Here is a 21,188-nt window from a genome sequence, read left to right as displayed (position 1 = left end):
GCCTGATCGACATGACGGAGGCTTTGCGTGGACGCCCGGATTGATGCCCTGACCGAGGAGGAGGCGCGGCTCGTCGCCCTCGTCGACGCCAAGCGCGACGCGCTGGTGAAGCTGACCTCGGACCTCGTCCGCGTCCCCTCGGTGAACCCGCCCGGCGCCCTGTACAAGGAGTGCACGGAGCTGGTCGGCGGCCATCTCGCCGCCGCGGGCTTCGGGATCGAGCATATCCGGGCCCATGGCGCGCTGGCGGATGACGAGGATCACCCGCGCTGGAACGTCATCGCGCGGCTCGAAGGAACCGCGCCGGGGCCCTGCGTCCACTTCAACTCCCATTACGACGTGGTGCCGCCGGGCGAGGGCTGGACCCGCGATCCCTATGGCGGCGAGGTCGACGGCGGCCGCGTCTATGGCCGCGGGACCTGCGACATGAAGGGGGGCCTCGCCGCCTCGATGATCGCGGCCGAGGCGCTGGCCGAGCTGGGCGGCTGGCCCGGCGCCGTGGAGGTCTCGGGCGTCGCGGACGAGGAGACCGGCGGTTTCGGCGGCGCCGCCTGGCTGGCGCAGAACGGCTATTTCAACCCGGGCCGCCAGCAACACGTCATCATCCCCGAGCCGTTCTCGCCCCACCGCATCTGCATCGGCCATCGCGGCGTGTACTGGGGCGAGATCACCGTGTTCGGTCATATCGCGCATGGGTCGATGCCCTTCCTCGGGGATTGCGCCGTCCGGCACCTCTCGGCCGTGGTGGCCGAGATGGAGGCGGCGCTGATCCCGGCGCTGGCCACCCGCCGGACCCGCGCCCCGGTCACGCCCGAGGGCGCGCGGGTCGCGACCCTGAACATCGCGTCCTTCCATGGCGGGCAGGGCGAGGCGCGCGGGCACCTGGCGCCCAACGTCCCCGATGTCGCCCGCCTCGTGTTCGACCGCCGCTTCATCGCCGAGGAATCGCTCGAAGACGTCCAGGAGGAGATGCGCGCGCTGATCGCCCGCGTGGCCGAGGCCCGCGGCTTCAAGTGGGAGCTGCGGGACCTGTTCCACGTCCTGCCGACCCTGACCGACGACGCAGGGCCGGTGGTCACCGCCACCGCCTCGGCCATCCGCGACCTCGGGGCCGGGACGCCCGAGATCGTCTGCTCCCCCGGCACCTATGACCAGAAGCATTTCGACCAGATCGGCGGCGTGCGCGACGTGATCGCTTACGGCCCCGGCAAGCTCGAGGTCGCGCACCAGCCGGACGAATACGTGGAGATCGAGGACCTCGTCGCCTCGGCCCGCGTCATGGCGCTGTCGGCGCTGCGGCTGCTGAAGGGTTAACAGGCTCGACATCCCGCCCCGGCGCGGGAAAGATGACCATGCTGCGCTGCAATCGACGCGCGCGACGACATTCCGGCGGATCCGGCGACAAGACCGGGGCGCCGCCCCCCTGCCCCGCCAAGGGGCGCTCCTGACAGGGAGATCGACATGACCCGCACCCTCCGCGCCCGCCTGCTGGGCGGCGCCGCCCTGGCCCTGATCGCCGCCCCCGGCCTCGCGGCCGAGCTGACCGTGGCCATGCAGCTCGAACCCCCGGCGCTGGACCCCACCGCGGGCGCCGCCGCCGCCATCGACGAGGTGGTCTACCCCAACCTCTTCGAGGGCCTCGTCTGGTCGACCCCCTCGGGCGAGATCGTGCCGAAGCTGGCGAAGTCGTGGGAGACGTCGGAGGACGGGACCGTCTGGACCTTCCACCTGCAGGAGGGCGTCAAATTCCATGACGGCGCCGATTTCGACGCGTCGGACGTGAAGTTCTCCCTCGACCGGATCAATGCCGAGGGCAGCCAGAACGCGCAGAAGGGCAAGTTCTCGGGCATCGCCTCGGTCGAGGTGGTGGACCCGCTGACCGTCAAGGTCACGCTGAACGAGCCGCAGGGCTTCTTCCTCAACAACCTCGCCAATGGCGACGCGGTGATGCTGGACCCGGCCTCGGTGGAGACGAACGGCACCGCGCCCGTCGGCACCGGCCCGTTCAAGTTCGGCGACCGGGCCGAGGGCGCGTCGATCACCCTGGTGAAGAACGACGCCTACTGGGGCGCCGCCCCGGCGATGGACAGCGTCACCTGGCGCTTCATCTCGGACCCGACCGCCGCGCTCAACGCCCTGATGGCCGGGGACGTGGACGGGTTCGTCGGCTATCCGTCGCCCGAGACCGTGCCGCAGTTCGAGGCCGACCCCCGCTTCACCGTCAACACCCGCACGACGGAAGGCGAGACGATCCTCTCGACCAACACCAGGAAGCCGCCCTTCAACGACCTGAAGGTGCGCCAGGCCATCGCGCACGCGCTCGACAAGCAGGCGATCATCGACGGCGCCATGTTCGGCATGGGCGTGCCGATCGGCTCCCACTTCGCGCCGCATCACCCGGCTTACGTGGACCTGACCGGCACCTATCCGCATGACATCGCGGCGGCGAAGAAGCTGCTGGCCGAGGCGGGCTTCCCGGACGGGTTCAAGGCGACGCTGAAGCTGCCGCCGCCCTCCTACGCCCGCCGCGGCGGCGAGATCGTGGCCGCGCAGCTGCGCGAGATCGGCATCGAGCTGGAGATCCAGAACGTCGAATGGGGCCAGTGGCTCGAGCAGGCGTTCAAGGGCAAGGATTACGACCTGACCATCGTGTCCCACACCGAGCCGATGGATATCGGGATCTACGCCAATCCCGACTATTACTTCCAGTACGACAACCCCGAGCTGCAGGCGCTGATGAAGAAGATCAACGCCACCATCGACCCGGGCGTGCGCAACGCGCTGCTGGCCAAGGCGCAGCAGATCGTGGCCGAGGACGCGGTGAACGGGTTCCTGTTCCAGCTCGAGATCGCGGATATCTGGCCCGCCAAGCTGGAAGGCTGGCCCACCGGCGCCACGGTGCAGTCGCTGAACCTGACCGAGGCCAAGTGGAAATGAGCCGACGGGGGGCGGGCCGCCGCGCCCGCCCCCGCCTGCGCCCGGAGTAACCGGCGAGGATGACGCGAAGATGCTCCCCCTGATCCTGCCCGTCCTGGGCCTCGCGCTGCTGTGGCTCATGGTCGACGCGCATCTGCGCGACCGGATGCGCGGGGCGCGCGTGGAAGCCGCCGCGCCCGACGCGCAGGCCGAGGCCGACCCGGCGCTTCTGCGCCCCGGCCTCGGCATCCTGCACCCCACCGGCGCGCGGCTGCGGCTGGGCCTGGTCGCCACCTTCCTCGGCTCGGCCTCGCTGGCGCTGACCCTCTTCTCCATCCTTTCGCTGGACCCGCGTGCGCTGTTCATACCCCTGCTTCTGTGCGGGCCGATGGTCTATTTCTTCTTCGCGATCCGCAGCGCGCTGGAGCTGGTGATCGCCACCGAGCGCGGCGTGCTGCGCCACCGCGGCTGGATCTCCAACTGGAAAAGCTGGGACAGGCTCGAACGGGTGGATTTCCATGACGGCAAGCTGTTGCTGACCTTCGACGACGGGTTCCTGTCGGTCGGGCGCAACATGTCCGGGCGCGGCTGGCTGGCCTTCGCCGCGCGCGAACGGCTGGCGGCGCGCATGTCCGCGCCCACGCCCGAAGCCGAGGAGGCGTCATGATCCGCCTCGCCCTCGCCGCCATCATCCTGCTGGCCGTCTTCCTGCTGGCGCGCAACCTGATCGGCGCCGTGCGCGACCGCGAGACGGCGCGCGAAAAGGCCTGGGACGCGCCGCTGGTCGAGGGCGGCGTGGCCGTGCTGTCCGCCCCGCCGCGGGCCTGGGCCTGGTGGGGGGGCCTCGCGTTCCTCGCCGGGCTCGCCAACCTGACGCTGATCGACCGCTGGCTGGCGGGCGAGGGGCTGGCCGACACCTGGATGCACGTGATCCTGACCGCGATCCTCGCCGTCGTCGCCATCCGGCGCTTCCTCCAGCTGTCGCTGAAGGTCACGGTGACCGCCGACACCATCACCGCGGGCGGGTTCTGGGGGGTCAGCTGGTCCTTCCCGCTGTCCGAACTGCACGGGGTGGGCGAGACGCGCCAGACGGTGATCCTCGATTTCGGCGGCGGCAAGACGCTGCCGGTGCCGCCCTGGCTCGAGGGACGGTTCTGGCTCGGCCGCCAGCTGCGCCGCGACGTGCTGGGCAAGCGAGACGGAGGGGCTTCGGCCGAATGATCTTCCACCTGTTTCGCCGCGTCCTGGCGCTGGGGCTGACCCTTGTCGCCGCCACGGTCGTGATCTTCGTGATGGTCGAGATCGTGCCCGGCGACGCCGCCGCGGTGATGATGGGGACCGAGGCGACCGAGGAATCGCTGGCCGCGGTGCGCGCGGAACTGGGCCTCGACGGCCCGCCGGTGCAGCGGTATCTCGCCTGGATCGGCGGGATGCTGGAGGGGGATTTCGGCACCTCCTACACCTACCGCACGCCGGTGCGGGACCTGATCGGCGACCGGGTGTGGGTCTCCGGCCCGCTGGCGCTGATGTCGCTGGCGCTGTCCACGGCCATCGCCATCCCGGCGGGGATCTTCGCCGCCTCGCGCCGCGGGCGGCCCGCCGACCTCGCCGTCACCGCGGCCACGCAGGTGGGCGTGGCGATCCCCAACTTCTGGTTCGCGATGCTGCTGGTGATCGTCTTCGCGGTGGAGCTGAAGATCGTCTCGGCCGGGGGGTTCCCGGGCTGGGATGCAGGCTTCGCGCCCGCGCTGGGATCGCTGGCGCTGCCCGCCGCCGCGCTGGCGCTGCCGCAGGCGGCGATCCTGACGCGGGTGATGCGCTCGGCGCTGCTCGACACCCTGACCGAGGATTACATCCGCACCGCCCGCGCCAAGGGGCTGAGCCAGCGCCAGGCGATCCGCCGCCACGGGGTGCGCAACGCGCTGATCCCGGTGCTGACGATCATCGGGATGCAGTTCAGCTTCCTCCTCGCCGGCGCGATCATCATCGAGAACGTGTTCTTCCTGCCCGGCCTCGGCCAGCTGGTGTTCCAGGGCATCGTGCAGCGCGACCTGATCGTGGTGAAATCGGTCACCGTGCTGCTGGTCTTCGCCGTGGTGCTGGTGACGCTGGCGGTGGACCTCGCCTATGCCGCGGTGGACCCGCGGCTGCGGAGGCGCGCATGAAGGCGTCCCCTTCCCTGGTCGTCGGCGGCGTGCTGACGCTGCTGTTCTTCGGGCTGGCCGCGGCCTCGCTGGTCTGGACGCCCTATGACGTGACCAAGCTGGTGATCTCCATGCGCCTGCGGGCGCCGGGGGCCGAGCATTTCTTCGGCACCGACCATTTCGGGCGCGACGTGTTCTCGATGGTGATGGTCGGGGCGCAGACCTCGATCCTGGTGGCCGTGGTGGCGGTGGGGATCGGGGCGGTGTTCGGCGTCCCGCTCGGGCTGCTCGCCGCCGCCCGCCGCGGGGGGCTGTGGGATGAAGCCGTGATGCGGTTCAACGACCTGGTCTTCGCCTTCCCGGCGCTGCTTCTGGCGGTGCTGATCACCGCCGTGTTCGGCCCCGGCGCGGTCAATGCGATCATCGCCATCGGAGTGTTCAACATCCCCGTCTTCGCCCGCCTGACCCGCGGCGCGGCGCTGACCCTCTGGACGCGGGAGTTCATCATGGCCGCGCGCGTGTCCGGCAAATCCGCCGCCCGGATCAGCGTGGAGCACATCCTGCCCAACGCCGCCTCGCTGCTGATCGTGCAGGGGACGATCCAGTTCTCGCTCGCGATCCTCGCCGAGGCGGGGCTGTCCTATGTCGGCCTCGGGGCGCAGCCGCCGACGCCGTCGTGGGGCCGGATGCTGGCCGAGGCCCAGACCATGATCTACGTCGCGCCCTGGTTCGCCATCTTCCCCGGCGTGTCGATCGTGCTCACCGTGCTCGGCCTCAACCTGCTCGGCGACGGGCTGCGCGACGCGCTCGACCCCAGGATCAGGAGGGCGCGATGACGCTGGAGATCCGCAATCTCTCGCTCTCGATCCATGCCGCGCCGATCCTGCGCGACGTCTCGCTCTCGGTCGGCGCGGGCGAGGTGCTGGGCGTGGTGGGCGAGAGCGGCTCGGGCAAGTCCATGACCGCGCTGTCGGTGATGCAGCTTCTGCCCCGCGGGGCCTCTGCGACCGGCGAGATCCTGCTGGAGGGCGAGGACATCGCCCGGCGCGACGAGCCCGGCATGTGCCGCCTGCGCGGGGACCGCATCGGCATGGTGTTCCAGGAGCCGATGACCGCGCTCAACCCGCTCAAGACCATCGGCGCGCAGGTGGAGGAGGTGATCGCCCGCCACCGCCCCGGCGCCGATGCGGCCCCGCTGGCCGCCGAGGCGCTGACCCGCGCCGGCCTGCCGCCCGAGCAGTTCCCCATGTCGCGCTATCCGCATGACCTGTCGGGCGGCCAGCGGCAGCGGGTGGTGATCGCCATCGCCACCGCCCTGCGCCCGCGCCTGATCATCGCGGACGAACCTACCACCGCGCTGGACGTGACCACCCAGGCGAAGATCCTCGACCTGCTGAAACGGCTGGCGGCCGAGGACGGCGCGGCGCTGATCCTGATCACCCATGACCTCGCCGTCGCGGCGCAGATGTGCGACCGGATCGCGATCATGAAGGACGGCGAGCTGGTCGAGGAAGGCGAGACCGCCGCCCTGTTCCGCGCCATGTCCCACCCCTACACCAAGGCGCTGTTCGCCGCCTCGGCGCACCAGCCCGCCCGCCATGGGCGCGCGCCGGGCCCGCCGGTGGTCGAGGTCGAGGACGCGCTGCGCACCCATCCCCTGCCACGCCGGTCGCTGTTTGCGAAACGCGCGCATTTCACCGCCGTGGACCGGGTCTCGCTGGCCGTGCGGCGGGGCGAGAATGTCGGGCTGGTGGGCGAATCCGGCTGCGGGAAATCCACGCTGGCGCGGGCCATCCTGGCGCTGGAGCCTTTGCAGGGCGGCGCGGTGCGGATCGGCGGCGAGGCCTTCGCCGCGAACGCCGCCCCCGCCCCGCTGCGGCGCAAGGTGCAGGCGGTGTTCCAGGACCCTTACGGCAGCTTCAACCCGCGCTGGAAGGTGGCCGACCTGGTGGCCGAGCCCTTCCACCTGCTGACCGACAAACCCTCCGCCAAGGACCGCCGCACCCGCGTCGAAGCGATGCTCGAGGCCGTGGGCCTGTCCGCCGCCGACGCCGCGCGTTACCCCCACGAATTCTCCGGCGGCCAGCGCCAGCGCATCGCCATCGCGCGCGCCCTGATCACCGAACCGGCGCTGGTGATCCTCGACGAGGCGGTCTCGGCCCTCGACGTCTCGGTGCGCGCGCGGATCCTCGACCTGCTCGCGGACCTTTCGGACCGGCTCGACGTCTCCTACCTCTTCATCAGCCACGACTTGCACGTGGTCCGCGCGGTGTGCGACCGGGTGATGGTGATGCAGGCCGGGAAGATCGTGGAGGAGGCCGGGACCGAGGCCCTGTTCCGCGCCCCCGCCCATCCCTACACCCGCGCGCTGCTTTCGGCCGCGCCGGACCTCAACGCCGCCCTCGCCGCGCGCGAGACCGCCCGCCCGACCGGAGCCTGATCCCATGTCCTTCCCCACCCTGCCCGTTGAGACCCGAGAGATCCTGATCGGCGGGCGCTGGCGCCGCTGCGGACGGATGATGGAGCTGTCGGACCCCTCGACCGGCCAGCCGCTGGCGCAGGTCCCGCGCGGCTCGGCGGAAGACATCGACGAGGCGGTCGAGGCCGCCCGCGCCGCGCAGCACGGCGCCTGGGGCATGGCCGACGCCACGGAACGCGGCCGGGTGCTGACCCGCATCGGCAAGCTGGTGCTGGAGGTCGAGGACGTGCTGGCGGAGCTCGAGGCCCGGGACGTCGGCAAGCCGCTGGCGCAGGCCCGGGCCGATGTGAAGGCGCTGGCGCGGTATCTCGAATTCTATGGCGGCGCCGCGGACAAGATCCATGGCGAGACGCTGCCCTTCCGCAATGGCTACACCGTCTACACCCTGCGCGAACCGCACGGGGTGACTGGGCATATCGTGCCCTGGAACTACCCGATGCAGATCATCGGGCGCTCCGTCGGCGCGGCCCTCGCCATGGGCAATTCCTGCGTGCTGAAACCGGCGGAGGAGGCCTGCCTGACGGCCATCGCCTTCGCCCGCATCGCCGAGGAGGCGGGGCTGCCCGCGGGCGCCCTGAACCTCGTCCCCGGCGTGGGCGAAGAAGCGGGCGCCGCCCTCTCGGCCCATCCCGGCGTGAACCACCTGAGCTTCACCGGCTCGGTCCCCACCGGGTCGCTGGTGCAGGCGGCGGCGGCGAAGAACGTGGTCCCGGTGACGCTGGAGCTCGGGGGCAAGTCCCCTCAGATCGTGTTCGCGGACGCCGATCTCGACGCCGCGCTGCCGCTGCTGGTGAAGGCCGGGATCCAGAACGCGGGCCAGACCTGTTCGGCCGCGTCGCGCATCCTCGTCCACGCCTCGCGCATGGGCGAGGTGCTGGACCGGATGGGCGCCGCCTATGCCGCCCTGCGCGTCGGCCCGGCGATGGCGGATCTCGAATGCGGGCCGCTGGTCTCGGCCCGGCAGAAGCACCTCGTGGACCGGCACCTCGCCCGCGCCAAGACGCTGGAGATCGCGGGCCAGGGCGAGATCGTCGCCGATGCGCCGAAGGAGGGGTGGTACGTCGCCCCGACCCTGCTGATCTGCCCCGACCCCCAGCATTCGCTGGCGCAGGAGGAGGTTTTCGGCCCGGTGCAGGTGGTGATCCCGTTCGAGACCGAGGAAGAGGCCGTCGCCATCGCCAACGGCACGGATTACGGCCTCGTGGCCGGGGTCTGGACCGAAAGCGGCGCGCGGCAGATGCGCATGGCCAAGGCGCTGCGGGCGGGACAGGTGTTCCTGAACGACTACGGCGCCGGCGGCGGCGTGGAGCTTCCCTTCGGCGGGGTCGGCAAGTCCGGCCACGGGCGCGAGAAGGGGTTCGAGGCGCTTTACGGGTTCTCGTCGCTGAAAACCGTCGCCGCGAAGCACGGCTGAGGGCGCGGGGCGGGCGGGGAGCGGCGGGGGGGGACTTACAGCTCCGCCGCGCCGCCCTTGCCCAGCCGCCAGCGCACGCCCTGCTTCGCGAGATCGGCGGAATTGGTCGTCTCGCGCACCTTCGTCGCCATGGCGTCGAGCTGCGCATCCGTGCGCTCGGGCAGATGGTGGTGGATCAGCACCTGCCCCGCCCCGGCCTCGGCGGCGAAGGCGAGGCCCCGCTGCCAGGTCGAATGCCCCCAGCCTTCATGCGCCGGGTACTCGGCGTCGTCATAAGCGCCGTCGAAGATCACCAGGTCCGCGCCCTCGGCCAGCGCCAGCGCGTTGGAATCGGCGGTCGGGTCGCCGTGCTCATGGTCGCCGATCACCGCGATGGACCAGCCCGCGCCCGCGATGCGGAAGCCCATGCAGCCGCCCGGGTGGTGCAGCGGCAGGGCGGTGACGCGGAAACCCGCCGCCTCGAACACCGCGCCGACCGGGAAGGTCGAGAACCGCGCGCCGCCGAAGGTCAGCGGCTCGATCGGGAAGAACGGGGGGGCGATCAGGCGGCGCATGTCCGCCTCGAACGCCTCCGGGTCGTCATAGAGGCCGCAGCGCAGCTCGATATCCGACCCGGCGCGGTAGAACGGGTCGAAGAAGGGCGCCCCCCAGACATGGTCGAGATGGAGGTGCGAGAGGAGCGCGACGGCCCGCGGCGCGACGCCGGCGGCCTCGCAGCGGGCGGTCATGGCGCGGCCGGCGTCGCGGGCGCCCGAGCCCATGTCGATCATCAGGCTCGGCGCATCCGGCGCGGCGCCCTCGGCGCGCAGCTCGAAGCACACCGTCTCGCCGCCCCAGCGACAGCGGCAGGCCCCGGCGGCGGGGGCCGAGCCGGAGGCGCCCCACACCGTCAGCACCGCGGCGGCGGGGAGCGGCGCGACCCGCTCCTCCATCCCCTCCCCGGCGCTGTCGGCGGCAGGATGCATCAGCTGTCGGCCTCGCTCTTCTCCGCCGCGTGGGCCTTGGAGCGCATGCGCGCCAGCTCGGCGGTGGTGCGCTCGAGACGCTGGGCGAGGCTGCGGCTCATCTCGATCGCCATCTCCGGGAATTCGCGCAGCAGGCGCAGCATCCCCTCGCGCTCGAAGCACAGGGTGCGCAGGTCGCCGCGCGCCTGCACCGAGGCGGTGCGGGGCGTTTCGCACAGCATCGCCATTTCGCCGAACACCTCCGAATCGCCGAGCTTGGCGACGACCGAGCTTTCGCCGCCGAATTCGACGATGACGTCGGCGGCGCCGTCGAGGATCAGGTAGGCGTTGTCCGACATGTCCCCCTGCTGAACCACGAACTCGCCGTCCCGGAAACTGCGGTCCTCGCCCATGAACGCGAGAAGACGCAACCGGGACGCATCGACCCCCTGGAACATCGGCGTGCGCTGCAGCGCTGCGACTTCCGCTTCAAATTTCATTCGGGCGCCCCCCAATAGGCCGTTGCCGCACTATCGACCGCGGCTTTCATTCCAGTCAACCTGAGAGAAGGCGTCGTATTCGCCTTCTTTCACACGTCCATCCTCGGGCGAGACCCAGATCACGTGGTCCGCGCCCTGCGCCGCCTCGGGCGTCGCGGCGGCGTAGATCAGCGCGCCGGGCCCGCCGACATCCTCGGACTGCCCCGCCAGCTCGGCCGCCAGCAGGCGGCGCATGCCCCGGTCGGCCGAGGATTCGCCGTCGGCGATCCCCTCGAGCGCCAGCGCCCCCGGCTGCTTCATCAGCGCCCGCGCCAGCGCGATGCGCCGCCGCTGCTGGGCGTTGAGCGACACGCCGTCATCGCCCACCTCGCGCTCCAGCCCCGCGCGCAGCACCGCCTTGCGCAGGCCGGTTTCCAGCACCAGCGTGTCGATGCGGCTCTTGAAGCTCGCCCAGGACCCGCGGCGCTCGGCCTTCACCGGGCCGAAGAACAGGTTCTCGGCCAGGGTGAAGCTCTCGATCCAGCGGTCGAACTCGAACCGCTCCAGCCGCGGATCGTTCTCGGCGAAGCGGCGCAGGCGGCGGCGCGCCTCCAGCAGCCGTTCCTTGCGGTCGTCGGTGCGCACCACCTTCAGGCGGAACCGGGACGAGGAATATTCGAACGCGATCTGCAGCATCCGCCCCTGGTCGCCGCGGGACAGCTTGCGCACGCCGCGCGCCTTCGCCTTGCGCACGATCAACTCGATATGGGGAATCTCGGATTTCGCGAAAAGACCGTAGCGCTTGACCAGGTCGGAATCCCCGGCGACGCCCTCGAACAACGAGATCAGGCTTTCGCACAGGTCGACGCCGATCTCGATCAGCGGGATCTTGGCCCCGGCCTGGTCCAGCGCGCGCTGCACGTCGCGGTCGGTGGCCAGCTGGTCCCAGCCGAATTCCGGGTCGGCGGGGCGGGCGAAGAACAGGTTCTCGGCGAGGTTGGCGTTGGGGACGTAGGAATCCTCGGCCCAGACGTCGATGAAATCCTCGCGCATCTCGCCGAGCTCCTCGCTCTCGGCGATGCGCTGGCGCAGTTCCAGCACCGCGTTGCGCAGCCCGTCCCAGCCGAGCCCGGCATGGCCCGCGGTGCGGCTGTCGAGGCCGAGCGCGTAGATGTCGTCCTCGATGCCGAGCTTCGACGCCAGCGACAGCATCCGCGCCTCGACCGCGTCGAGGCTGTCATACCCGGCCTCCTGCGCGTCGATCCACTCGTCGTTCATGTCGTCGTCGGGGGCGCCGGTGCGGCGCGCCTCGGCCCGGCGGGCGTCGGCCTCGGGGTCCGTCGCCTCCTCCACCGGGCGGTGCATCAGGCCCAGCAGCAGGTTGCGCCGCATCGACCCGGCATAGGCGCGGGCGTCCGCGCGCACGAGCACGGCGGAGCGGTAGAGGAGCGGGCGGCTCCCGGACCACTTGCCCTCGGGCAACTCGCGCATCCCCGCGAGGCTTTCGATCAGCCCGGCGCGCTGGCCGGAATCCTCGGCCACCACCGCGGTGACCTGCCCGCGCGGCGCGTGGCAGGAGACGGGGTGGAACACGCCGTCCACGTCGGCGTCCTTGAGCTGCGCGGCGTGATCGCCCACCGGCGCCTTCACCGGCAGCGGGCCGGCGGGGTCGTCCTCGGCGAACTGCTCCTGCACGTTGTCCCAGCGCGCGGACATGTCCGAGAAGTCCTGGTAGAAGCGCAGCAGCTCCTTCCACGGGTTGGCGAGGTCCTTGTAGGCGATCAGCACCGCGGTCAGCGCGCCGATGTCGAGGCGGCCCTCGATGACGAAATAGCCGCCGATCATGAAGATGAAGAAGGGCGTGAGGTGGTTCGCGACGTTGTTCACGAACTTGATCAGGAACTTCAGGATGAAGATCCGGCGGCGGATGACGTAGTTGTCATAGAGCTGCCGGGACACCACCGCCATGTGCCAGCGCCGGGTGCGCAGGGAGCGGATGTCGTCGGCGCCCTCGATGCTGTCGTTGATCTCCCGCGCCATGGCCCGGATGTTGGCCAGCCGCACCCGGATCATCGCCACGACCTTGGCCTGGAGCTTGGGGATCAGCCAGGCCTGCACCGGGTACAGCGCGAGCGCGGCGGCGCCGATCAGCGGGTTCTGCACCATGATGAAGGACAGGTAGACGAGGAACGAGCCGCCCTGGAGGATCGGGGTGGAGACGATCGCGCCGATGAAATCGCCGATCGGCGCCAGCTCGGCCGAGATGATCTGCACCAGCTCGCCGGTCGAGGTGCTGCGCAGCCGCGCCAGCGGGCGGGCCATGACGCGCTGGAACAGCTCGAACCGCGCGCGGCGCAGCATCCGCTCGCCGGTGATGCCGCGGCGCAGGTTGACGAAGAACTTCAGCCCGTTGTTGCAGGCGATGGTCAGCAGGTAGAGGCCGCAGAGCAGCATCAGGTAGGCGACCTGCTCGAACTCGAACCCGAAATATTCGCGCGGGAAGCCGGCGCCGTCGATGGCGTCGTTGATGATGACCTTGGGCAGCTCCAGCGACGCCCAGATCAGCGGGAAGGTGCACAGGGTCAGAACCAGCAGCGTCAGCTGATCGCCCTTGGAATGCTTCCAGGCGAATGTGGTCAGCTTTTCGGACATCGCCGCGCGCGTCCCCTTCACGTCTGGCCGACCCTCCCCCGGGGCCCGTCCCCCCGTGCGCCGCGCGCCGTGTCGGGGGAGCGACCATCTATCCACGAAGCGCCCCGATAGAAAAGGGCGCATTCATCGAATTATGGCCACCTTTTCGCCGCAACCAACGGGGCCGCTTCCCCCGCGGCGCCGCGCGGGTCGTTTCCCCTGCGGCGCCTCGCGCGGGTCCTTTCCCCTGCGGCGCCGCGCGCGGGTCCCCGGGGCGCGCCTAGTTCTTGGTGGACGCGCGCGGCTGGTCTAGGCTGCGGACCGATTGACCGTCCCGCCGCCCGCGCGCGGGCCCGCCTGACTGGAGCGACGATTTTGACCGAGGCCGAACAGGGGGCGTTGAAGCCCGGCGACATCCTCAATCACACCTTCCTCATCAAGTCGCTGCTCGGCGTCGGCGGCACGGGCGAGGTGTACCTGGCCGACAACCAGGCCCAGGGCTCGGAAGTCGCGATCAAGGTGCTCAAGCGCGAATTCGCGGCCGATGAACGCTTCGTGCAGTTCATGCAGCGCGAGGCGTCGGTGCTCGACAGCATCGTCGACCCCTCGGTGGTCCGGTATTACGGGCTGCAGAAGACGGCGGAGTTCGGCGGGCTGGTCTTCCTGGTGACCGAGTTCATCCGCGGCCCGTCGCTGGCCGACATGATGGAGAGCGGCCCGGTCCCCGCCGACGCGCTGGTCCACGTGGCCCGCCGCGCGGCCGAGGGGCTGCGCGCCGCCCATTCCCGCGGCGCGTTCCACCGGGACCTGTCGCCCGACAACATCCTGTTGCGCGACGGCGACCCGCAACAGGCGGTGCTGATCGATTTCGGCATCGCCAAGGACATCGACTCGGGCGGCAAGACCGTCGCCCAGGGCGGGTTCCTGGGGAAATACGAATACGCCCCCATCGACCAGATCCACGGCCAGGTCGACGCGCGCTCGGACATCTACTCGCTCGGGATGACCCTGCTCGCCGCCTTCCATGGCCGCCACCCGCGCTTCGACGGCTATGACGCGATGCTCAAGGCCAAGGCGAGCGTGCCGCCGCTGGACGCGGCGCCCGAGCCGCTGCGCGGGCTGATCGAGAAGATGGTCCAGCCCTCGCCCGCCGACCGGTTCCAGGGCGCGGAGGAGGTGCTGGCCGCCATCGCCGCCCCCGGCGCCGGGATGGACGCCCCCGCCCCCGCGGGCGACGCCGCGCCCCTGTTCGACGCGCCCGAATCCCAGCCCGGGATGCCGCGGACCGGCGCGGCCGCGCCGAAGAAGGGCGCGCCGGTGTCGAAGACGCAGGGCAAATCCGGCCCGAAGCCGAAACAGCCCGAGGAGTCGGGCGGCGCCGGCGGCGTGGTCGGCCTGGTCGCCGCCATCGCCGTTCTCTGCGCCATGGGCGGCGCGGCCTGGTATTTCACGAAAGGTCCCGACCTGCCGGTCGCCGCCCCCTACCGGGTGGTGGCCGAGGACCCGGGCGAGGGCCCCGGCACGGCCTCGGGCGACGCCCCGACCGAGGCGATCGCGGCCGAGCTGCGCGCCACCCTGTCGCGCGCCGTCGACGGCGGCCCGGCCGAGGTGCGCGTCGCCCTCGGGGTCCCGTCCGAGCAATGGCCGACCGCGGTCAGCCGCCTCGCCCGCGCGGCGGGCGAGCTGGACAGCTTCAAGCTGCAGGTCGCCGACACCCGCGCCCTGCTGACCGGCGAGGCGGCGGACGAGGCGGTGAAGGCCGAGGTCTCGCGCCTCGCCGCCGACGCCGCGCGGATCGCGGGGCTCAGCCTCGACGCCCGCATCACCGCGCCGGAAAAGCGCCTGACCGCGGCCGAGCTGGACGCCGCCGCCGAGGGCGTGGCCGATTGCGGCCCGCTCGCCTTCACCGGCGGCTCGGGCGCCGGGTTCGGGCCGCGCGACGCGGTGACGGTGACCGGCAAGATCTCCTCCGACACCCGCGCCGCCGCGCTGCGCCGGGCGCTGGAGGGCAAGGCGGACGGGCGCGAGCTGACGATGCAGCTCCAGGTGCTGAATGCGCCGATCTGCGCCTTCGAGGAGGTCCTGCCGCCCGAGCTCGACGGCGACGTGACGGTGCGGATGTCCTGGGGCGAGGACCCGCGCTTCCCGGGCCGGCGCACCGGGCCGAACCCGTCGGGGGTGTTCCTCGACGGCGAGAACCCGGTGATCGACATCGTGGTGCCCGCCGACATGCAGGGGCGGCTGCACGTCTACCAGGTCAACCCGCATGGCAAGGTCTACCACACCTTCCCGCCCCGCCAGGCGCCCGAGAACCGGCTGGAGCTGGTCCAGCCCATCGCCGTGGACGGCGAGCGGGTGATCCGGGTCCAGCACTCGGTGGCCGAGATCTGGGACGAGCCGGACGACACCCCGATGAAGGTGGGGATCGTGACCGAGCCGTTCGGCCTCGGGATGGTGCTGGCGGTGGTGACCGAGGGCGAGGCGATCTCCTCGGTCGTGCCGAACGAGGAATCGGTGGCCGCGGCGGTGCAGGACCTCGCCGCGGCGGTCGGCGCCTCGCCGCCCGGGTCGATGGTGACCGGGCGGATGCTGGTGGAGACGAAGCCCCGGTGACGCGGCCCCGGTGACGGCGCGGCGGTGAGCAAGCCACTGTGGCGCGGCCCCGGTGAGCAAGCCCCTGAGACGACGCTCCGGCGGCGGCGCCCCGGCCCGGCGGCCGGGGCGGCATCGGGCGCCGGGCCCGCCGTCAGGGGATCTGGTGCGTCGCCTGCCCCTGGTAGGTGACCGAGATCACGCCGCCCCAGATGCACATCAGCTTGGACGTGTTGTTGAGCGCGGGCATGAAGTTGATCAGCACGGTGGGCGACCCCGGGACCCATGGCGCGGGGGTGTTCGGCACGCAGGGCTGCGGCGTCAGCACCCCCATCGCCGCCGCGGTGGCCGCGGCCACCGCCGGGTTGGCGGGGGACGAGCAGACCCCGAAGGGCTTGATGTTGGTCATGGGCACGTGGTCCATGATGTTGCCCGCGTCCTGAAACGAGGACTGGACCATTTTGGGCGTCGCCTGGAACACCGACGGGGCGGCCCCGAAGGTGCATTGCAGCGTCGCCGTGGTGACGACCTGGTAGGGCATGTGCAAATTCCTCGGTTCTTCAATCGCGCCCGAAGGCTCCTCCTAACATAGGGGCGCGCCGCCGCGGCGGGGAGACCCTTTGACCCCGCGGCCGCCCCTGTGCTTTGAATACCCGCGTCTTGTCGGCTGAGAGGGGAGTCCCCGGTGCAGGTCACCATCACCGTTTCCGGCGCCGCCTCCTGCGCGGGCGGCAATATCCGCACCGTCGAGATCGGCGCCGCCCCCTTCGTGATCGGGCGGCGCGACGGCTGCCACCTCGTGATGCAGAACGACCCCACCATCTCGGGCGCCCATTGCGAGCTGCGCGAGGAAGGCGGGACGCTGGTGCTGACCGACCGGTCGACCAACGGCACCTATATCGGGGCCAAGACCAACAAGCTGGTGCCCGGACAGCCGACCTCGCTGCCCGACAGCGTGCGGATCCTGGTCGGCGACGCGGTGGTCGAGCTGAGCGCGGCCCGCGACGGGGCCGGCGACGCGTTCTCGGGGGCGGGGTTCGACGAGGAGCTGTTCAAATCCGGTCCCTCCGGCGGCGGCGACGCGGACGACCCGTTCGGCCTGGGGGGCGGCCTCGCGGGCGGGCCGGGGGGCGGCGGCGGGAACGACCCGTTCGGCGGCGGCGGCGACGCGCCCCTGTTCCCGGACGCGCCCAAACCCGCCGAACACGCCTGGGACCGCCACGCCCCGGCCACCCCCGACATGCATTTCAAGCCGGGCGCAGCGGCGCCCGGGCCCGGCCCCGCGGACCCGTTCGGCGGCGCCCCGTCCGGCGGCGCGGGAGGCGGCGACGATTTCTTCGGCAAGCCCGCCGCGCCCGCCCCCGACCCGTTCGGGGCCGCGAAACCCGCCGACCCGTTCGGCGGCGCCCCGGGCAAGCGCCCCGCCACCGGCGGGCTGCCCGATGACTGGATGTCCGGCATGGGCGGCGATGGCGGCGGCGGCGCGGGCAAGGACGCGGACGACCCGTTCGCCGGGCTCGACGACGCTTTCGCGGGCTTCGGCGGCGGCGCCCCGGCGCAGGAGCCGCCCGCGAAAGCCGAGACGCCCCCCGCGACCGACCCGTTCGGCGGCGCTCCGTTCGGCGGGGCCGAGGCGCCGAAACCGGCCGCCGACCCCGCGCCCGCAGCGCCGCCCCCCGCCGCGGACCCGTTCGGCGGGACCGACCCCTTCGCCGCCGCGCCCCAAGCGGACCCGGCCCCCGCGCCCGGGGCGACCCCCGCCCCCGCGCCGCCTCCGCCCGCCGAGGCCGCCGCGCCCGGCGCCCCTGCGCCCGCCGCCCCGGCCCCGGCCCCGGCCCCCGCCGCCGATGACGGGTCCGCCGCCGCCCTCGCCGCGCTGTTCGACGCCGTCGGCATGACGCCCCCCTCGGACGACCCCGAGGCCGCCCTTGCCTTCGCCGCCGAGATCGGCCGCCAGCACCGCGCCATGGCCGACGCCCTGCGCCGCCTGCTGCTGATGCGCCGCGACGCCAAGCTGGCCTTCGGCGTGCGCCAGACCCAGGTCGAGATGGGGATGAACCCGCTCAAGTGGGCCCCCGACGCGGGCGCCGCGGTCGAGGCGCTGCTGGGCAAGGACACCGGCAGCTTCAAGCGCGGCCAGAACGCCATCGACGACGCGGTCGAAAGCCTCGAGGCCCACCAGATGGCGATGATCGGCGCCGTGCGCGCGGGCCTCAAGGTCTCGGTCGCCGCCTTCGACCCGGCGGCGCTGGAAGGCAAGCTCGCCTCCAAGGGCCTCTCGGCCGTCGTCCCGCAGTTCCGCCGCGCCGAATTGTGGGAAAAATTCTGCGAAAACTACGCCCGCTTCGCCGAAGACGTGGACGAGGACATCCGCAGCGTGCTGGGGCGCGAGCTGGATCGTCTTTACGACGGGTCAGGCCGGTCTTGACCCGCGCCGCCCCGCGCGGCCCAATGGATTGATTGCTTCAGCCTTCTGCGCCCCTTCCGGGCGGATGGGGCGCAGAACACTGACGGCGACGCGCGGGGAGGCGCGCCGCGGCCGGGGCGCGCCCCGCCGGGACGCGCTCCGCCGCCGGAAAGACGCCGATGACATGGGGATTGGACATGGCGCTTGAGCGGCGGGTGATGTGGGTGGAGGGCATGTTCCTGCGCCATCACCATTTTCAGCAGCAGGACCGGCATTGGGAGGCCATGCTGCACGCCCGCGCCTCGGCGCTGCACCCGTTCCACTGGGGGCTGGCGACCGCGGAAATCGACGGCGCCGCGCTCGAGGCCGGGGCCTTCGCGCTGCGCAGCGCCTCGGGGACCATGCCCGACGGGCTGGCCTTCTCCTTCCCCGACCGCGATCCGCCGCCCCCGCGGCTCGAGATCGACCGCGACGCGATCAACCAGACCGTCTATCTGGTGGCGCCCGAGGCCCCGGCGGGCGGCCGCCTCGCCTCCGCCCCGCGCACCGGGGGCGGGCAGGTTTCCACCCGCTACGTGATCGAGGAGGCCGAGGCCTCCGACGCGCTGGACGAGGGCGCGCCGCCGGTGACGCTCCAGACCGGCGCGCTGAACCTGCGCTACGAGATCGGCGACAAGCCCCGCCCGGGCTTCGTCGCCATGCCGGTGGGCCGGGTGGCCGAGCGCGGCTCGGACCGCGGCGTCGCGCTGGTCCCCCGCTACATCCCCCCCCACACGCGGATGAGCGCCTCAAAGGCGCTGTCCGAAGCCGTGGAGGTCGTGGCCACCAAGCTCGAGGCCCGGGCCGCGGCGCTGGCGGGACAGTATTCACAAGTGGGCGGCTCGGGCGGCGCCGCGCTGCAGGAATTCATGCTCCTGCAGCTCGTGAACGCGAAGGGCTGCGCTTTCAACGCCCTGCGGGACGCCGCCCATCTGCACCCGGAGACGATCTTCCGGGAGATGGTCGAGCTGGCCGGGGCGCTGGCCACCTTCACCAATGACGAGACGCGCCGCCCCCCCGCCTTCCCGCGCTATGACCATGACGACCTGACGGCCACCTTCGCCCCGGTGCTCGAGGAACTGGACCGGTCGCTGGCCTATCTCGGCGTCCAGAAGGCGGTGCGCATCCCGCTCAAGCGCAACCAGTACAACATCGATTACGGGCCGATCAGCGACGACAGCCTGCTGCAGGGCGCGCAGTTCGTCATCTGCGCCCATGCCGCGATGGACAGCGAACAGTTCCGGGCCGAGTTCCCGCGCAACGTCTCCATCGCCTCGGTCAACGACATCAAGGCGGTGGTCACGGCGGCGGACAAGTCGGTGCGGATCCGCCCCCTCGCCCATCCGCCGCAGGAGCTGCCGCGCATGGCCGGGTGGCTCTACCTGGAGCTCGACACCTCGTCGGAGGCCTGGGGCGGGGTGCAGCGGGCGCGGACCATCGCCATCCACCACGCGGCGCGGTTCCCCGAGCTGCAGGTGCAGCTCTGGGCCATCCGCGACTGACGCGCGGGCCGGAGCGGACGGCGCGGCGGGGGGCGTGATTGACGCCGCGGACCCGCCGCACCGCAGGATTGAACACCACCCCGGAGACGGGGCGATTGATCAGCGCCCGCTCGCGGGCGATGCTTTCAGACCGGCCCCCCGGAGAACGGCGGCCCGGTCCGCGCCCGGCGCGATGCCGCGCGGGCGCGAGATGACGGGAGGCTTCGGCGCATGTCCGACAACGATCCCTTCGGCCTCGGCCCCTCGGGCGGCGGCGGCGGCGCGCAGCCCGGCGGCCCGCGCACGGTCGTGGCCCCCACCCCCGGCGGCGCGGCCCCGGGGGCTGGACAGGCCGGCCTCGGCGGCCCGTTCGGCGGCGGCGGCGGCGGTTTCGGCGACGCGTTCGGCGGCGGCGCGGCGGGCTATGGCGCGATGGACGAGGCCGCGGCCCGCCCCGGCGTGAACCCGCTGGTGGACGCCGCCGCGCCGATCCTGGAACTGGCCGTGTACCTGTCCCGGCAGATCGAGCCGATGGACCTCGCGGCGCTCCGCTCCCGCATCCTCGCGCTCATGTCCCGCTTCGGGCAGGAGGCGCAGGCCCTCGGGCAGCACCGGCAGGTGGTGGACATGGCCCGCTACGCGCTGTCGGCGACGCTGGACGACGTGATCATGTCCCGGCCCTGGGACAATGTCGCGCTGCAATGGGGCGCCAAGACCCTCGGGTCGGAACTGGAGGGCGAGGTCACCCCCGGCGACCGCTTCTTCCACAACCTCGAGCTGTGCCTGAACGAGCCGCGGGCCAAGGACCTCCTGGAGCTGAAATACATCTGCCTGTCGCTCGGGTTCAAAGGCCGCTACCGGCGCGCCGACGCCGCCAAGGCGCCGGAGCTGGAGGGGTTCCGCAAGCGCGCCTTCCAGCAGCTGTCGGCCTGGCGCGGCGGGCTGGCCGAGACGGTGGCCGACCACTGGCCCGGCGTGCCCGCCCCGCGCCGCCCGCTGCGCGACCTGGTTCCGCTCTGGCTCATCGCCGCGCTCTCGATCGGGCTGGCGGCGCTGGCCTTCGTCCTCGCCTTCACCTTCACCGGCGACCGCGGGGCGATGGCCGTCGCCTCGGTCAATTCCATGCCGCTGCAGGGCGAGACCGAGATCGTCCGCTACGATCCCCCCGCCGAGGAACCGGTCGAGATCCCCGCCCCCCCGCCCCCGGCGCGCGAGCAGGTGCAGTTCTTCCTGCAGCCCGAGATCGACGAGGGGCTGGTGCAGGTCTACGAGGATGGCGGGCTGCTCTATATCCGCATCGTCACCGAGCTGGCCGGGCGGGCGATGTTCGCCTCGGGCAAGGCAGTGGTGCAGGACGACCATTACCGCAACGTGCTGACCCGCGTCGCCGCCGCGCTGAACGACCAGCCGGGCGAGGTGATCGTGCAGGGGCATACCGACAGCATCCCCCCGAGCCGCGCCAACAAGTACCCGTCGAACTACCACCTGTCGGTGGCGCGGGCCGAGGCGGCGATGGGCGTGATGGCCGGCGCGCTGCAGGCCGCGGGCCGGATGACGGCCGAGGGGCTGGGCGACCAGAAGCCCATCGCCACCAACCAGACCCGCGAAGGGCGCGCCCGCAACCGGCGGGTCGAAATCGTGCTCGTGCAACGCTGAAGGCCC

The 21,188-nt window shown here is 72.1% G+C and carries 16 protein-coding genes; 12 read left to right on the top strand and 4 right to left on the bottom strand.

Features of this window, described 5'->3' with window-relative positions:
• Positions 1-27: 27 nt before the first annotated feature.
• The 8 genes from ACQ5SO_RS12485 (at position 28) to ACQ5SO_RS12450 (ending at position 8,953) form a co-directional block, all read left to right on the top strand.
• Complete coding sequence (locus ACQ5SO_RS12485; protein WP_430941936.1) at positions 28-1,314, top strand: acetylornithine deacetylase/succinyl-diaminopimelate desuccinylase family protein; 1,287 nt, start codon at positions 28-30, stop codon at positions 1,312-1,314.
• 147 nt (positions 1,315-1,461) lie between these two features.
• Positions 1,462-2,937: an ABC transporter substrate-binding protein gene (locus ACQ5SO_RS12480; RefSeq protein WP_430941935.1), complete on the top strand. Its 1,476-nt coding sequence runs from the start codon at positions 1,462-1,464 to the stop codon at positions 2,935-2,937.
• A 70-nt stretch (positions 2,938-3,007) separates the two neighbouring features.
• Positions 3,008-3,583, top strand: a complete 576-nt coding sequence (locus ACQ5SO_RS12475; RefSeq protein ID WP_430941934.1) for a hypothetical protein — start codon at positions 3,008-3,010, stop codon at positions 3,581-3,583.
• On the top strand, positions 3,580-4,137 hold the full coding sequence (locus ACQ5SO_RS12470) for a hypothetical protein (protein ID WP_430941933.1): 558 nt from the start codon (positions 3,580-3,582) through the stop codon (positions 4,135-4,137). Before ACQ5SO_RS12475 ends, ACQ5SO_RS12470 begins: the two co-directional genes overlap by 4 nt.
• Positions 4,134-5,081, top strand: a complete 948-nt coding sequence (locus tag ACQ5SO_RS12465) for an ABC transporter permease (RefSeq protein WP_430941932.1) — start codon at positions 4,134-4,136, stop codon at positions 5,079-5,081. The genes ACQ5SO_RS12470 and ACQ5SO_RS12465 overlap by 4 nt, the downstream gene beginning before the upstream one ends.
• Positions 5,078-5,896: an ABC transporter permease gene (locus ACQ5SO_RS12460; RefSeq protein WP_430941931.1), complete on the top strand. Its 819-nt coding sequence runs from the start codon at positions 5,078-5,080 to the stop codon at positions 5,894-5,896. The genes ACQ5SO_RS12465 and ACQ5SO_RS12460 overlap by 4 nt, the downstream gene beginning before the upstream one ends.
• Positions 5,893-7,500, top strand: a complete 1,608-nt coding sequence (locus ACQ5SO_RS12455) for an ABC transporter ATP-binding protein (protein WP_430941930.1) — start codon at positions 5,893-5,895, stop codon at positions 7,498-7,500. The genes ACQ5SO_RS12460 and ACQ5SO_RS12455 overlap by 4 nt, the downstream gene beginning before the upstream one ends.
• Before the next feature lie 4 nt (positions 7,501-7,504).
• Positions 7,505-8,953, top strand: coding sequence for an aldehyde dehydrogenase family protein (locus tag ACQ5SO_RS12450; protein WP_430941929.1), 1,449 nt, complete (start codon positions 7,505-7,507; stop codon positions 8,951-8,953).
• 35 nt (positions 8,954-8,988) lie between these two features.
• On the opposite strand, the gene ACQ5SO_RS12445 is transcribed toward ACQ5SO_RS12450, so the two are convergent.
• Genes ACQ5SO_RS12445 through ACQ5SO_RS12435 form a run of 3 tightly spaced genes read right to left on the bottom strand, consistent with a single transcriptional unit; the run spans position 8,989 to position 13,049 of the window.
• Positions 8,989-9,918: an MBL fold metallo-hydrolase gene (locus ACQ5SO_RS12445; protein WP_430941928.1), complete on the bottom strand. Its 930-nt coding sequence runs from the start codon at positions 9,916-9,918 to the stop codon at positions 8,989-8,991.
• Entirely contained in the window at positions 9,918-10,397 is a 480-nt protein-coding gene (locus ACQ5SO_RS12440) for a cyclic nucleotide-binding domain-containing protein (RefSeq protein WP_430941927.1), read from the bottom strand. The genes ACQ5SO_RS12445 and ACQ5SO_RS12440 overlap by 1 nt, the downstream gene beginning before the upstream one ends.
• Before the next feature lie 30 nt (positions 10,398-10,427).
• Positions 10,428-13,049, bottom strand: coding sequence for an ABC transporter transmembrane domain-containing protein (locus tag ACQ5SO_RS12435; protein WP_430941926.1), 2,622 nt, complete (start codon positions 13,047-13,049; stop codon positions 10,428-10,430).
• A 333-nt stretch (positions 13,050-13,382) separates the two neighbouring features.
• Here ACQ5SO_RS12435 and ACQ5SO_RS12430 point away from each other — a divergent pair, with 333 nt between their 5' ends.
• Entirely contained in the window at positions 13,383-15,620 is a 2,238-nt protein-coding gene (locus ACQ5SO_RS12430; protein ID WP_430941925.1) for a serine/threonine-protein kinase, read from the top strand.
• 133 nt (positions 15,621-15,753) lie between these two features.
• Here the strand turns inward: ACQ5SO_RS12430 and ACQ5SO_RS12425 are convergent, their stop codons facing one another.
• Positions 15,754-16,140, bottom strand: a complete 387-nt coding sequence (locus ACQ5SO_RS12425) for a DUF4280 domain-containing protein (protein WP_430941924.1) — start codon at positions 16,138-16,140, stop codon at positions 15,754-15,756.
• 144 nt (positions 16,141-16,284) lie between these two features.
• On the opposite strand from ACQ5SO_RS12425, the gene tagH reads away from it, so the two are divergent.
• The 3 genes from tagH to icmH all read left to right on the top strand — a co-directional run bounded on the left by tagH (position 16,285) and on the right by icmH (position 21,182).
• Positions 16,285-18,027, top strand: a complete 1,743-nt coding sequence (gene tagH / locus ACQ5SO_RS12420) for a type VI secretion system-associated FHA domain protein TagH (protein ID WP_430941923.1) — start codon at positions 16,285-16,287, stop codon at positions 18,025-18,027.
• Between the two features lie 158 nt (positions 18,028-18,185).
• Positions 18,186-19,547, top strand: a complete 1,362-nt coding sequence (tssK, locus tag ACQ5SO_RS12415; RefSeq protein ID WP_430941922.1) for a type VI secretion system baseplate subunit TssK — start codon at positions 18,186-18,188, stop codon at positions 19,545-19,547.
• 210 nt (positions 19,548-19,757) lie between these two features.
• Complete coding sequence (gene icmH / locus ACQ5SO_RS12410) at positions 19,758-21,182, top strand: type IVB secretion system protein IcmH/DotU (RefSeq protein ID WP_430941921.1); 1,425 nt, start codon at positions 19,758-19,760, stop codon at positions 21,180-21,182.
• The last annotated feature ends 6 nt before the right edge of the window (positions 21,183-21,188 follow it).

The organism is Rhodovulum sp. DZ06 (genome assembly GCF_050586345.1).
In the GTDB taxonomy this organism is placed as follows: domain Bacteria; phylum Pseudomonadota; class Alphaproteobacteria; order Rhodobacterales; family Rhodobacteraceae; genus JBOCEF01.
The sequence above is the reverse complement of the archived record's forward strand: the minus strand, read 5'-3'. Positions and strand labels throughout refer to the sequence as shown.